13 protein-coding genes are annotated in these 13,502 nt (G+C 66.4%); 7 read left to right on the top strand and 6 right to left on the bottom strand.

Annotated features, from left to right (window positions below; genetic code table 11):
• Positions 1-40: 40 nt before the first annotated feature.
• The gene (locus ACLARN_RS25645; protein WP_409494006.1) at positions 41-658 is read right to left on the bottom strand and encodes a TetR/AcrR family transcriptional regulator; all 618 of its coding nucleotides are present in this window, start codon (positions 656-658) and stop codon (positions 41-43) included.
• A 94-nt stretch (positions 659-752) separates the two neighbouring features.
• Here ACLARN_RS25645 and ACLARN_RS25640 point away from each other — a divergent pair, with 94 nt between their 5' ends.
• Positions 753-1,457 carry an SDR family NAD(P)-dependent oxidoreductase gene (locus ACLARN_RS25640; RefSeq protein WP_409494005.1) on the top strand — a complete coding sequence of 235 codons (705 nt, stop codon included), beginning with the start codon at positions 753-755 and terminating at the stop codon, positions 1,455-1,457.
• On the opposite strand, the gene ACLARN_RS25635 is transcribed toward ACLARN_RS25640, so the two are convergent.
• The 4 genes from ACLARN_RS25635 to ACLARN_RS25620 all read right to left on the bottom strand — a co-directional run bounded on the left by ACLARN_RS25635 (position 1,458) and on the right by ACLARN_RS25620 (position 5,159).
• Positions 1,458-1,835 (bottom strand): RidA family protein, encoded by a 378-nt coding sequence (locus tag ACLARN_RS25635; RefSeq protein WP_409494004.1) that lies wholly within the window; start codon positions 1,833-1,835, stop codon positions 1,458-1,460.
• Between the two features lie 116 nt (positions 1,836-1,951).
• Positions 1,952-4,312 carry a WXG100 family type VII secretion target gene (locus ACLARN_RS25630; RefSeq protein WP_409494003.1) on the bottom strand — a complete coding sequence of 787 codons (2,361 nt, stop codon included), beginning with the start codon at positions 4,310-4,312 and terminating at the stop codon, positions 1,952-1,954.
• A complete protein-coding gene (locus ACLARN_RS25625) occupies positions 4,309-4,623 on the bottom strand; it encodes a hypothetical protein (RefSeq protein WP_409494002.1) in 315 nt (104 codons plus the stop codon). The genes ACLARN_RS25630 and ACLARN_RS25625 overlap by 4 nt, the downstream gene beginning before the upstream one ends.
• The gene (locus ACLARN_RS25620) at positions 4,620-5,159 is read right to left on the bottom strand and encodes a YbaB/EbfC family nucleoid-associated protein (RefSeq protein WP_409494001.1); all 540 of its coding nucleotides are present in this window, start codon (positions 5,157-5,159) and stop codon (positions 4,620-4,622) included. The genes ACLARN_RS25625 and ACLARN_RS25620 overlap by 4 nt, the downstream gene beginning before the upstream one ends.
• A 234-nt stretch (positions 5,160-5,393) precedes the next feature.
• Here ACLARN_RS25620 and ACLARN_RS25615 point away from each other — a divergent pair, with 234 nt between their 5' ends.
• The 5 genes from ACLARN_RS25615 to ACLARN_RS25595 all read left to right on the top strand — a co-directional run bounded on the left by ACLARN_RS25615 (position 5,394) and on the right by ACLARN_RS25595 (position 12,083).
• Positions 5,394-5,885, top strand: coding sequence for an N-acetyltransferase family protein (locus ACLARN_RS25615; RefSeq protein ID WP_409494000.1), 492 nt, complete (start codon positions 5,394-5,396; stop codon positions 5,883-5,885).
• A 265-nt stretch (positions 5,886-6,150) separates the two neighbouring features.
• Positions 6,151-6,747 (top strand): toll/interleukin-1 receptor domain-containing protein, encoded by a 597-nt coding sequence (locus tag ACLARN_RS25610; RefSeq protein WP_409493999.1) that lies wholly within the window; start codon positions 6,151-6,153, stop codon positions 6,745-6,747.
• Positions 6,744-8,369, top strand: a complete 1,626-nt coding sequence (locus ACLARN_RS25605) for a tyrosine-protein kinase family protein (RefSeq protein ID WP_409493998.1) — start codon at positions 6,744-6,746, stop codon at positions 8,367-8,369. Before ACLARN_RS25610 ends, ACLARN_RS25605 begins: the two co-directional genes overlap by 4 nt.
• 10 nt (positions 8,370-8,379) lie before the next feature.
• On the top strand, positions 8,380-8,991 hold the full coding sequence (locus ACLARN_RS25600) for a hypothetical protein (protein ID WP_409493997.1): 612 nt from the start codon (positions 8,380-8,382) through the stop codon (positions 8,989-8,991).
• The gene (locus tag ACLARN_RS25595; protein WP_409493996.1) at positions 8,988-12,083 is read left to right on the top strand and encodes an ATP-binding protein; all 3,096 of its coding nucleotides are present in this window, start codon (positions 8,988-8,990) and stop codon (positions 12,081-12,083) included. Before ACLARN_RS25600 ends, ACLARN_RS25595 begins: the two co-directional genes overlap by 4 nt.
• Positions 12,084-12,126: 43 nt before the next feature.
• Here the strand turns inward: ACLARN_RS25595 and ACLARN_RS25590 are convergent, their stop codons facing one another.
• Positions 12,127-13,011 carry a hypothetical protein gene (locus tag ACLARN_RS25590; protein ID WP_409493995.1) on the bottom strand — a complete coding sequence of 295 codons (885 nt, stop codon included), beginning with the start codon at positions 13,009-13,011 and terminating at the stop codon, positions 12,127-12,129.
• 226 nt (positions 13,012-13,237) lie between these two features.
• Between ACLARN_RS25590 and ACLARN_RS25585 the strand changes: the two genes are divergently transcribed.
• Positions 13,238-13,417 carry a hypothetical protein gene (locus ACLARN_RS25585; RefSeq protein WP_409493994.1) on the top strand — a complete coding sequence of 60 codons (180 nt, stop codon included), beginning with the start codon at positions 13,238-13,240 and terminating at the stop codon, positions 13,415-13,417.
• Positions 13,418-13,502 lie beyond the last annotated feature (85 nt).

Raw genomic sequence — 13,502 nt, 5'->3', positions numbered from 1 at the left:
TGAACACGTTCCGGAAGGAAGATGGGTTGCCTGAGGAGTCTCAGTCGCAGTCGCCCATGAGCCGCGCCAGCTCGTCGGGCAGCAGCGGCGGCTCCGGCAGCGGGCTCGCGGACGTGGCGCGCATCCCGTCGAACAGCAGGGCGAGATGACGGCGCCAGACCTCCGGCCGGACGGCCGCGGTCGCCTCCACGGTGCGCGCGATTCCCCAGGTCACGAAGGCCATGTCCTCGAGGGTGAAGTCGGCGCGCAGGGCCCCGCTCTCCTTGGCGCGCTCGACGACACGGGTCATGAGGTCGTACCCGCGTTCGAGGTCCTCGGTCTGCGGTGGCCGCGTCGAGGCCAGCTCGTTGTAGCCGAGATCGGCGGCTTGCAGTTCGCAGATCCGTTCCACGAAGGACGTCAACCCGGCCCAGGCGTCGTCGAGGGTCAGCGCGTGTTCGGCGATGGCCGCGACGGTCTCGGTCCGGTCGGCGAAAACGGCGTTCACCAGATCCACGCGCTGGGGAAAGTGGTTGTACAGCGTGCCGATGCTGACGCCGGCGGTCTTGGCGATCTCTTCGAGCGCGACGTCGAGGCCACGCACCGCGTAGAGCCCCCTGGCTGCCTCGACCAGCAGGTCGCGGTTGCGCTGGGCGTCCTTCCGCAGGGGTTTGGTCATGACCGCATCGTAGTCAAGTTGAAGGTGGCCTCAAGTTGTGTGTACCTTCGAAGAAGTTGAGGGCATCCTCAACTTAAGTCTTCTGGGAGGACACATGACCAAAACGCTCGCGATCTTCGGCGCCGGACCGGTGCTGGGACTGTCGCTCGCCCGTCGCTTCGGCCGCGAAGGCTTCCGCGTCGCCCTCGTCGCGCGCACCACCGAGAACCTCGACGCCCTCGTCGCCACACTCGACGGCGACGGCATCGAAGCGAGCGGGTTCGTCGCCGACGTCTACGAACCGGCTCAGATCGCGGCCGCCGTCACCGCCATCGGCCGGATCGACGCGGTCGCGTTCAACCCCGGCGGCGGGGACATGGGCGAGGGCATCGCGCCGGTGCTCGACGTCGATCCGGAGAACCTGCGGCTGATCCTGGACCGGTTCCTGGTGTCCGCGGTGGCGCTGGTGCGAGCCGTGCTGCCCGGCATGACCGAGCGCGGCGACGGCGCGATCCTGTTCACCGCGGGCCAATCCGGCCTGCACCCGGCGCCGTTCCTCGGCAACGTGGGGATGGCACAGGCGGCGCTGCGGAACTACTTCCACAACCTGAACTCCGTGCTCGCCGAGAAGGGCGTCTACGCCGGAGCGGTCAATGTCGGTGCGCTGATCGAGGGCAGCGTTCCGCACCGGGAGATCACCTCGGTCCCGCTGGACTTCGAACCCGAGGTGATCCACCCGGACGTCTTCGCCGACGCCTTCTGGAAGCTCTACGCGACGCGTGAGACTCCCGAAGTGCTGGTCGGTTCGTTCGGGAGGTAGCTACTTCTCGATGGCGTAGGCCTCGATCTCGACCTTCATCTTCGGGTCGAGCAACGCCGAGACCTCGACCATTGTGGCCGCAGGCAGCACGTCGCCGAAGGCTTCGCGGTGGGCCTGCGCCACCAGTTGGGCGTCCTTGATGTCGGTCACGTAAGTGACTGTCCGCACCACCGCGGCAAGGCTGGAACCGGCCTCCCGCAAGGCTGTCTCGATGATCGAAAGCACGGCCGCCGCCTGCTCGTACGCGTCACCCGACCGGAACGGCTCGCGCGCCGTCGTCCCGGACACGTGGATGTGCTCGCCGACGCGCACCGCCCGGCTGTAGCCGAAAATCTGCTCGAAGTCTCCGCCGGAGGAGATGTTCACCCGCTCAGTCATGATCCGAACGAAAGCACACTCGGTGGAACCTGGTCCAGTGGGTGTCGCGGTGGTGGCCATAGCGCGAAGTCGACGGTGCGGGTGTCCTGTGTGGACACCCGCACCGGGTTCAACGCCTATTCCTTCTTGTCGGATCCAGAAGCGTTATCCCCTCGCCATTCATCGGGGAAGGCCTCTCCGGCCGCCACGCCGGGGAGCAACGCGCCCCGGATCATGTCGATCGTGCTCTTCGTGATGAGCGCCGTGCCGCTGTGGTTCGGATCGGTGAACGTCTTGATGATGTTCGTCATTTTATCGACGCCCGCTTCATCGAAGCCCATCGCTTTGAGCCCGGCGGGAGTTCCGTCCGTGTACTTGATGAACTTGGCCAGCTTGTCCTCGAATTGCTGAAGCTCGCCCGGCTTTATCGCTCCGGGGTGCTCGAGGTCGTACTTCTTTGCGGCTTCGAGGAACTGTTCTTGGATTTTTTCCTTGCTGCCGAACAGCCAGCCCTTGTCCTTTTCGGGACTGCCGGTACCAGGTCCGCCGTTGCCGTCGGCGTTGTTGGTTCCGCCGGTGCCCCCGGAGTCGGTTCCGCCGTTGCCGCCGGTTCCGCCGTTGCCGTCGGCGTTGTTCGTGCCGCCGGTGCCGCCGGTGCCGCCGGTGCCGCCGGAGTCGGTTCCGCCGGTTCCGCTGGTTCCGCCAGTTCCGCCGGAGTCGGTTCCGCCGGTTCCGCCGCTGGTTCCGCCGGAGTCAGTCCCGCCGGTCCCGCCAGTGCCACCGGAGTCGGTCCCGCCGGTACCGCCGGAGTCGGTGCCACCGGAGTTGGTCCCGCCTGTGCCGCCGTTGTCGGCGCTGTTGGTGCCCCCGCTTCCGGAACCGGAACCGGAACCGGAACCGGAGTTGTTGTCGGCCTTGGGGTCTGTCCAGGGGTTGTAGGTGGGGTCGTTGTTGTCTCGGTATGGGTTGCCGTTTGCGTCGGTGTCGCGCCCCCCGCCGGTGCCGCCGGAATCGGTTCCGCCGGTCCCGCCAGTACCGCCGTTGTCGGCGCTGTTGGTGCCCCCGTTGCCACTTCCGGAGCCAGAGCCACTTCCGGAACCAGAGCCGCTGCCGGAGCCGGAGTTGTTGTCGGCCTTGGGGTCTGTCCAGGGGTTGTAGGTGGGGTCGTTGTTGTCTCGGTACGGGTTGCCGTTTGCGTCAGTGTCGCGCCCGCCACCAGTCCCGCCAGTGCCACCGTTGCCGTCGGCGTTGTTGGTGCCGCCTGTGCCGCCTGTGCCGCCGTTGTCCGCGCTGTTGGTGCCCCCGCTGCCGCTACCGGAGCCGCTGCCTGAACCGGTGCCGGTGCTGCCACCGGAGTCGGTGCCCGAGCCGCTACCAGAGCCAGAACCCGAACCACTGCCCGAACCAGACCCGGAACCGCTGCCACCACCGGAACCGGTGCCGCCGCCGGTGTCGGCGCCCGAGCCAGAACCACTACCGGAACCGCTGCCGGACCCCGAACCACTACCGGTGCCGGAGCCCGAACCGCCACCGGACCCAGAGCCCGAACCGCCGCCGGAACCGGAGCCGGAGCCGCTGCCACTACCAGAACCGCCGCCACTACCCGAACCCGAACCACCGCCGGTGCCACCACCGGGCGTGGGCGCGGGCACGACGTCGTCCACCACCTTGCCGACGTCGTCGGCCAATCCCTTGGTGCTCTTCCCGAGGTTCTTGATCGACTTCGCCGCGGCCGTGATGGCCTTGGTCAGCTTCGCGATCTGGGCGGCGATCTTGGACAGCGCGATGGCGACCGTCGCGAACACGGTGCCGAGGAAGATGCCGACCGAAGCGCCGAACGTGAAAGGCATGGCCGCGACCGCGGCGATCGCGCCCGCGAGGATGCCGCCGAGGACGCCGGAGATGAGGTCGCGGATGATGCCTCGGACGGCGCCGATGACGGCACCGCAGATCGACACGGTCTTCTTCGCGGAATCGAGGGACGTGCCCAGCGCGTCCATGCCCGCGGCGAGCTCCTCGGTGCTCTTCTTGAAGGAGTCGGCGCCGTCACCTTTCCAGGAGTCCACGAGTTTGCCGACATCCGCTTTCAGCTTCTCGGCCCATTGCTCGACGTTTTCTTTTTGCTTGCCGAGAGCGGCGGACGCTGTCGAGATGCCCTCGGGATCACCCAACAGCATGTCGAGCGGTATCCGGAACGGGGTGACGTGCTCGATGAGCCAGCCGATTCCCGCGGCGAGCACACTGCCGAGCGGATCGATCACCAGTCCGAGCGTTTCGAGGACCAGACCCGCGCCGGCGATGCCCTGCATCACCTTGTCGTTGTCTTTGACAGCGAATTGCAGCTGATCGATCGTGTTGATGATTCCCGCGCCGCTGGTGCGGGTATCGTCGGAGGTGATCAGGTCCTTCGGGTTGTGCCAGAAATCGTTGGGCTTGTAGTCGACATTGTCTTCGTATTTGTTCTTGTCGCCGAGTTTGCCGGTGTCTGCGCCGCTCACGCCTTGTACCTCGAGATCTCGTCGCGCGCGTGTTCGTCCTGGGCCCTGTATGCCTTCACGGCTTTGTCGAGCTTCTCTTTGTGCTTTTCGAGAGACTCGCCGTACTTATTGAAGGCGTCGCGCGTTTCCCCGCAGTAGGCGGACGCGGCCGCGCCGATGATCTGGCCCATGAGGATTCCGTACAGACCCGGGTCGGCGACCATGTGGCCCACGAGATCACCGGTTTTGCGGATGTTGTCCGCGAGTCCGTTCAGCTCGCGGCCGAAGGTGTCGAAAGCTTCGGAAGCCGGGATGTCTTGTCCGCCGCTCACCAGGGGTTCCCTTCGTCCTCGTCCATGTCGTCGCGGGCAGGACGACGTCGCGGTGCGGGCCTTCCCGAAGGCGGTTGCTGTTGCGGAGGCGGCGGCGGGGTGAAGGGCCTCGGCGGCGGGGGAGCTTCCTCCGGCTCGGAGGGCTCAACGAACTTGTTGTCGTCCATGTACGCGTCGACGGCCGGTTCCGGCGGGAGGAAGCTCTTCATCATCTCGACGGCTTCACCGTCGCCGACGATGGTTTCCACCGAGTTCGTCACGGCGCGCGCGGTCTGGATCTGCGCCTCGCGCACGGCCGCCATGATCGTCGCGGTCAACCGGGGCTCGCCCAGCGCGCACGCCCGCCTGCCGAGCTGGATGTTGCTCAGGGCGCCGTTCGGCGCCAGCGTCACGGTGACGGATCCGTCCGGTGACGTCACGGTGGCGCCCGCCGTGGCGAAGGCCTCCTGTAGCCGGGCCGCCTTTTCCTGCATTTCACGGGCTTGTCGTTCGAGGTAGTACTCGAGGTCCTCGCCTGGCCTCAGATCCGGCTCCACACCTTGCTCCCTGAAAACGCCTGATTCGTTGAAGACACGCCGCCCCACGCGGTCACCAAGGTGAAGCAGTTTTTGCCGGCGCGAGCCGAGTTCGACGAGGAGGCGACCATGCCATGATCCGCACCGTATCGTTACCACTAAGCAGGGGTCAGGACAAGCCTGCCGACTCGGGACTGCCCGAAAGGTCCCTCCGGGGTGGCAGATCAGGTCAGGGTGCAGGGGAAAGGCGGCGCGATGGGAACCGAACCGGTCGTGCGGAACGCCCAACGAGACGAAGTCATGGCCATTTGCCGCTTCGGTGAGGAGCACGTCCGAGCCCACTACACGCCGTTGATCGGCGCGGAGGCCGCGGACAAGCAGGTCCGGATGTGGTGGCACGAGACGAACATCGGCGGGGCCGTTGCCCGCGGTTCGGTCGTGGTCGCCGACGACGGCGGGCGATTGGTCGGCGTCGGGCAGCGTGGACGCGACGGCGACGACCACGTGATCTACAAGCTTTACGTGCACCCCGCGCATCGTGGCGGCGGGTTGGGCCCGCGGCTGCTCGACGCCCTCATCGGACAGTTGCCCGTGGACGCCGATCGGCTGTACATCGAGCATTTCGTGGCCAACGAGCGTGCGGGTGCTTTCTACGAGCGCGAGGGCTTCACGGTGGAGCGGATCGAGCCGAGTTCGACCGGAGACCCCGGCCTCGGCGTGGTCTGGCGTGCCCGGAATCTCCACTAGCGTCGCGTGATCGGACGGCGATCTCGCGTGATCCTGCGGCGATCACGCGTGATCAGACGGAGATCACGGCGATCTCCGTCTGATCACGGGAGATCTCCGTCCAGTCACGGGTAAGACCTGCAGGATCACGCGACACCAGCGGAGCCATGCTGCCGCGCCGGACTTGATCGACTGTCCACTTTTTATCATTTTTTTGGACAATTTCGCCATTTTGGCAACTTATTTTTCTGGTGCTACGGCATTCGACCTGCTTATGATCGATCGCGTGTCCGATTACAAGTACGACCTGTTCATCAGTTACAGTCGGCACGGAAGTGCGCCGAAATGGCTGCTCAACCACTTCTATCCGAAGCTCGAGGAATATCTCGTCGATGAGATTTACCCGAGTCCGAAGATTTTCATCGACAAGGGTATGTCGCGAGGTGTGGCCTGGTCTCCGGAGTTGAAGCGCGCCTTGCGGTACAGCAAGATCATGGTCGCCGTGCTGTCCGCGCCCTACTTCGGATCGAACTGGTGCATGGCCGAATGGGACAGTATGGCGGCCCGCGAGAAGATGCTCGGACTGGCCAGTGATGATCGCCCGCAAGGATTGATCTATCCCATTCGCTACTCGGACTCGGTGGATTTCGAAAACGAGGGTCGCCTGCGGTCATGGTGGGACTTCAAGGGGCTCGATGGCGCGGACAGGGCGTTTCACGGGAGCAAGGACTGGCACGCGTTCCAGCTGAAGGTCCGGGATTGCGCCAGGGACCTCGCCGAGCTGTTGCGGCAGGTGCCGCCCTGGCGGCCCGACTGGCCCATCATCGAGGAGCCGAACCCCGTGCTGACCCCGTCGCCGCCCATGCCGAGGTTCGACCCATGACCAGTACCGGCACGGTCGTCACCTTCTATTCCTACAAGGGCGGCGTGGGGCGCAGTTTCACGTTGGCCAACGTCGCGGTGCTGCTGGCCCGGTGGGGCTATCGGGTGCTCGCCATCGACTGGGATCTGGAAGCACCCGGCCTTCAGCACTACTTCGGCCCATTGCTGCGCCGACGGCCGAAAGGCGGGGTGATCGACCTCGCGTACGACTTCCTCAACGGTGCCAAGGGGCCGTCGGCTCACGCGGTCCGGGTCGACATCGATGGCGGTCACCTCGCGCTGCTCGCCGCCGGCCGGGAAGACGACAACTATTCCCGGCGAGTCCAAGGCATCAACTGGGAAGACCTGTACGCGCGGGGTTTCGCCGACTTCCTCGAGCGGTGCCGGGCCAAGTGGACCGGTGACTACGACTTCGTCCTGATCGACAGCCGCACCGGGATCTCGGACATCGCCGGGATCTGTACCGCCCATCTGCCGGACCGGCTCGTGGTGGTGTTCACCGCCAACCAGCAGAGCATCGACGGCGCGGTCCGGATCGCGAAACAGGCGAACGCCGCGCGAGACCGGTTGCCCTACGACCGTCCGCCGCACTTCGTGCTCCCGATCCTTTCCCGGCTGGACAACCGGGTGGAGTACGAGCGAGCCGAGTTTTGGCGGCGGCAGGCCGCGGAGTCGACGGAAGTCCTGTTCAGCAACTGGCTCGACAAGAATGTGACGCAGGAACTGATGCTGCGCCACATGACCGTGCCCTACGTCTCCTACTGGAGCTTCGGCGAGCAACTACCGGTCCACGAGGAGAGGACGCCTTCGTCGGACCAGATCTCGTTCGCACTGGAGACCGTGGCCGCGATCATCGCGCAGCAGTTCGACCGCACCGACCTGCTCGCGGACAACCGGGACGCCTACGTCGCGGTGGCACGGACACATCAGCAGTCGTACAGCCTGGACCTGCTGGTGTCGGTGCCCAGGCTGGAATCGCGCGTCGCCGACGAGCTGATCAGGACCATGGCGGCACTCGGACTCCGGGTGGACCGGTCACAGTCCGGCGATCTGGAGTTCGAGCAAAGCAGCTTCCCGGCAAAGCACCTGTGTCTCGTCGTGGACGGCACGTTGAGCCGTTGGCAGGCGGTGGAGGCGGAGCGGTTTCTCCGGCAGACGCTGGACGCCGACGGTGACCGGCAGCTGTTCTGCGTGCTCACCAGCCGGACCGATCCCGAGGCCTTGCCGCCGTTCCTCCTCAACCTGCGGCTCTTCCGGCTGGGCGAGGAGTTGCTGCCGCTCCAGGTGGCGCGGCAGCTGCACGCCATCGTCACCGAAGAACCACCGGGTCGCGACGGTTCGGACCTCGCCACGCTCGAAGACGTCGCCGCCGTGCTCCGCACAGTCCCGGCCGAGGTGTCACATCCCGGCCGCTGGGCGCTCATCGAGCAGACCGTCGATGACCTGGCCGCCGCACTGCACAACGACGATCTGAGATTGCTCAAGGACCTGACGGTGGATCTGGCCCAGCTGAACCAAGTTCGCTCGACCGGCGATCTCGTCACGGCTTCGGACGGTCTTCACGCCCGGATCGGTGACCTGCTCGATCGGGTCGACCGCCGGATCAGAGTTTCGACCAAGTGAGGGAGCGGGAATGCCGGAGAAGTATGAACCCTATGCGCGCGCGGCTTTGTTCGTGCTGATGCTCAACAGCGGGGAAATGACCAATCCAGACCTCAAGAACGAGCACGGGGTCGACCTCAAGCCCGTCGGCAGGGCAAAGCTGATCAAGGCAGGCTTGCTGGAGACCGAGACCAGCAAGCGGCCCTACGTCCACCGGATCACCCCGGCCGGAAAGGACTGGTGCGAGCGGGCACTCGCCGACCTCGAACCTCCGGAGCGGTCCGGTGGTCTCGTCCGGATCGGCTTCGAGTTCCTGCGTCACCTCGCCCGTTACGCGCGGAAGCACGGCATCTCGATCGCCGATCTGATCGCCGGGGACGAGACTCTCGAAGAGCTGATCCGCCGCGTTTACCAGGAACTCGCGCCCAGGCCTAATGCGCAGGTTCGCTTGGCACATCTTCGTCCCAAGCTTGACGGGGCGGAGCGGGAAGAGGTGGATCAGACCCTGATCGCCATGACGAAGACCGGTCTCGTCAACCTCTCCCCGGATTCCGACCGACGGAGTCTCACCGATGCCGACCGTGCCGCGGCCATCCGGATCGGCTCCGAGGACAAACACGTCGTGGCGATCGAGGAAATATGACCGAGGAACAGCAACAGCAAGCGCTCGCCGCGGTCCGGTTCAACTCCGCCGAGACCCCGGACGATGTCTGGGGGGATTCGCCGTTCCACGTCGAGGGTTTGCACACACGCGTTAAAGCCCGGATCCGTGCGAGCGTCGCCGACGCCAAGAACAGCCGGGGATCGAGCCCCCTCGGGCTCACGATGACGGGGCAGAAAGGTGCGGGCAAGACCCACCTGCTCGGCGGGGTCCGGCGAACTGTCCAGGACGAGGAGGGCTACTTCTTCCTGATCGAAATCTCGACCGGACCCGCGTTCTGGGACGACGTCGTGCGGGCCATGCGCAGCGAGCTGTTGCGCAAAGGAGCCGACTCCCAGCTCCAGCTGACCAACCTGCTGCGGCGGCTGTGCACCTTGGCGAAACCGCCGGAGCCGGTGGTGGACGCGGTGCTGGGGCGCACGCGGATCACCGCCGAGGCCCTCAACGGGTTCCTGGGCGCGCTGCGACCGGTCGACGCACAGGTCGCCGTTGAGTGCGCCGACACGATTCGTGCGCTGGTGTTGTACGGGGCGGCCGATATCGAATTGGCCGATATCGGCAAGGACTACCTTTCCGGCGCGGCGGACGACGACAAGAAGCGGAAGGCTCGCCGGGCGTGGGGCCTGCCCGTCGAGGCCAAGCCGTCTCTCGAGCTGGCCGCGGAGATCTCCCGGGTACTCGCGCTCACCGGTCCGAGCGTGGCCGCGATCGACCAGCTCGACTCGCTGATCAACAAGGCGATCGATGAACCTCCGGTCGAAAAAAGCGAGCTGTCGCTCATCGCGGACGGCTTGATCCAGTTGCGGCAGCGGGCCCGGCGAACGGTCACCATCGTCGCCTGCTTGCCGACCACGTGGGAACTGCTGTGCGGTGCGGCCACTGATTCGTTCGACGATCGCTTCACCGACACGCCGCAACTCGGGGTCATCGTCGATCCGGAACTCGCGCGGACACTGGTCGAGAAGTGGCTCGGGGTGATCTACCAGGGCATCGGCTTCACACCACCGCATCCGGCCTGGCCCGTGGCCGCGGCGACCTTCGCCGAGCCCTGGCCGGGTTACACCCCGAGACAGCTGCTCCGGAGCATCCAGAAACACGCCGAAGCGTGTCTTCACGGCAGGATCAGCGAACTCACTTCGTTCGAGGAAAAGCCGCGCGAAGCCGTCGAGCAGGAGCCGCCGCCACCGGCGGAACCCGGCATGGAACCGGACTACTTCGCCGACTTCGACCGCCGGTTCGCCGAACTGCGCGAGAGCACCGACGTCGACGCCGTCCTGAACTATCACGCCGAAGACGAGGTGATGCCGGACCTGATGCAGGCCGCGTTGCGGTGCTGGATCACCGAAGTCGGGAACGACGACCGGGCGTGGGAGACCGAACCGCCTGACGGCGGCCGAAATCTGCACGTCGGGCTACTGCGGGTGCTGGACGAGGAAACGGACGTCAAGGAACGGTGGATGTTCCGCGTGTTCGGACCGAATCAGCACGGCAACCGGGTGCTGCGGCGAATGCGGGACGCGAGGAAGGCTGCCGGGATCGGTGACGGCGTGCGCCATCGGCACCTGGTGCTGGTCCACCATGGACTCGACGGCTGGACCGGAAAGGTGACGACCAGGGAATTCAAACAGGTCGAGCACAATGGCGGCTTCCGGGTCGAGATCAGCAAGGACGATGTCAAGACGTTTTGGGCGCTGAGCCAGCTGCTCACCGAGCAGAGTTACCGGCTGTTGAACTGGCTCGTCGCCAGGAAACCTGCCAGCCGGACGAACTTGCTGCGGAAGCTCTTGCCCGATCAGGGAAAGCCACATGGCAACCAGCGGGAAACCCGTCCTCCGCCGCCGAAACCCGCTAGTGAGGACGAAATCACCCTTGGCGCGGACAACGAGATCCGCATCGAACTCGAATCCCTCCGCAAACACGCGGTCATCTTCGCCGGTTCCGGTTCCGGAAAAACCGTGCTGCTGCGCCGGATCGTCGAGGAGTGCGCTCTACGGGGAGTCTCGGCCATCGTGCTCGATCCGAACAACGACCTCGCGCGGCTCGGAGACGCGTGGCCGGACCCGCCGGGTGACTGGGGGCCGGGCGACGCGAAGAGCGCTGCCGAGTATCTCGCCGATGTCGAGGTCGTCGTCTGGACTCCTGGACGTTCCAGCGGGCGGCCACTCAGTTTCCACCCGCTGCCGGACTTCGCCGGGGTACGTGACGATGCCGACGAGTTCACCGCCGCCGTCGAGGCCGCCGTCGCGCGGCTGGTGCCGTACGCCAGGGTCGCCGGTGGCACGAAGGCCGCGGTTCGCGGGAAGGCCGTGCTGAGGGAGGCCCTGACGCACTACGCGCGGAAGGAGTCACGCAGCTTGTCCGGCTTTGTCGACGTGCTCGCGGAGTTGCCGGAGGGCGTCAGCCGGCTCAGCACCGCCACCAAGATGGCGGCGGACCTCGCCGAGACCCTGCGGGCGGCCATGGTCAACGATCCACTGCTCGGCGGCACCGGTACGCCGGTCGATCCGGCGGCCTTGCTCACCCCGGCGCCCGGCAGGCGGGCGCGTGTCTCGGTGATCAGTTTCATCGGCCTGCCGTCGGAAGCACAGCGTCAGGGGTTCGTCAGCCAGCTCCAGCTGGAAGTGTTCGCCTGGATCAAGCGCAATCCGGCGGGGGACCGGCCATTGGGCGGGTTGTTCGTGATGGACGAAGCGCAGACGATCGCGCCGTCCGGGGCCTGGACGGCGAGTACCCAGAGCACGATCATGCTCGCCTCGCAGGCCCGCAAGTACGGGCTCGGCCTCCTGCTCGCGACCCAGGCGCCGAAGGGGTTGCACAACCAGATCACCGGCAACGCCACGACGCAGTTCTTCGGCCGGTTGAACAGTCCGGCTCAGGTGGCCGCCGCGAATGAGATGGCGCGGGCCAAGGGAAGTACCGTCGGGGACATTTCGCAACTCGAACGCGGGCAGTTCTACGTCACCGGAGAGACGTTCGGCTTCCGGCGCTTGCAGGCGCCGCTCTGCTTGAGCCATCACCCGCCCAGCCCGCTGCGGCTGGAGGAAGTGCTCGACAGGGCCCGCGACGGCCGCTGACCCGAAGGCCGCGTCCCGAAACGGGACGCGGCCTTCGCGCTGATCAACCGGCGGTGGCCGTCAGCACGGTGTCGATCCGCTGCCAGAGTGCGGTGAACAACTCCTCCCGGGTCAGCGTCCGGGGCTCGGTGCGGTCGCGGCCGAACACCGACTGGTCGTGCAGTTCCAGCTTGGCCGTGCCGGTTTCGGTGTCGTAGATCGGGCGTGCCCAGCCGTTCGTGCAAGCGCTCGTGGCGTCATGCAAGCCGACGACGAAGTTCAGCGTCTCGTCACCGCCGATGCCGCCGCGCTGGACGTCCAGCGCGTAGACGATGTCGCCCGCCCGCTCGATCCGCAAGGCGATCCGCTCGTCACCGTGATGCGTGGTGCCCGCGAACCCGCGGCTTCGCAGCCTCGGGATGGCCGCGGCGAACTGCTCACCCAAGTAGCGCAGGGCCGCGTCCTGCTCGACGTACCGGCTGAAGGTGACCGGCACCGCCGCGGGCGGCTCGATCTCCCGTGCCCGGGTCACCACGTCCGCGAGCCTGCCGCGCTCCCACCCGGCGGCCTCAGCCCTCTCGACCCGGCCTGCCAGCTCCTCGATCAAGTGGTCGCCGTCGCGCAGGTAGGACACGTGCGGGTGCAGCAGTTCCGGCGGCACGACGACGTCGTTGGCCAGGACGGGGAGCACATGCTGGTCGCCGGTCGCGACCGCGCGCAGCATGGCCGTGGTGAAGTCGTCCATGGCCGAGATGACCGGGACGAAGAACCGGACGTGGACGTCGGGGAGATCGCCCGCGCTCTTGCGGGCCCACCACTCGTGGGTTCGCTCGGGGTCGTGCAGCACGGTCAGACCCCGCTGCCTGCTCGCGTCCTCCAGCTCGCGGGTACCTGACTGCCGGTCTTCGGCGAACGATATCGCCAGGTCATAGCTCGGGATCTCTTCCACGGTGCGCCTTTCTGCTCGTAACCGGCTTGCCGCCGGTCTTCGGCGCAGCATCGACGTGGCGTGTGGACCAGACGTGCACAGGGCGTGGATTCCCGTGCCCCGTTGACCGCTGCTTTCGGGCAACGGTCAACTCCTTGTCGGCGAATCCCTGATCACGAATCCTGGTTACAGGGCGCGGAAATCACGAAAAGCGCTCAATCAATCACCTTTCACTGGAGGATTCGTCATGTACAAGAAGCTGGCCAAAATCGGTGCTCCCGTCCTCGCGATCTGCGCCGTCCTGGCGCTGCCGATGCTCGGTTCCACCACCGCGTACGCCGGTGACGACGGTGGAACGCCGCCGCCCAGCACCGTCACGCCGCCGCCGACGACCGTCGGCTCCGACGGCAATCCCTGGCACGGCTGACCCCGGCGCGCCGGGCCGGGCCGGCGGACGTCGGCCCGGCAATTGCGCCGCCTCCGCCGGAATGATGTACTCGAAAACTCGGAAT

Origin of the sequence: Amycolatopsis sp. cmx-11-12, from assembly GCF_046269425.1 — a bacterium.
GTDB lineage: Bacteria > Actinomycetota > Actinomycetes > Mycobacteriales > Pseudonocardiaceae > Amycolatopsis.
The sequence above is the reverse complement of the archived record's forward strand: the minus strand, read 5'-3'. Positions and strand labels throughout refer to the sequence as shown.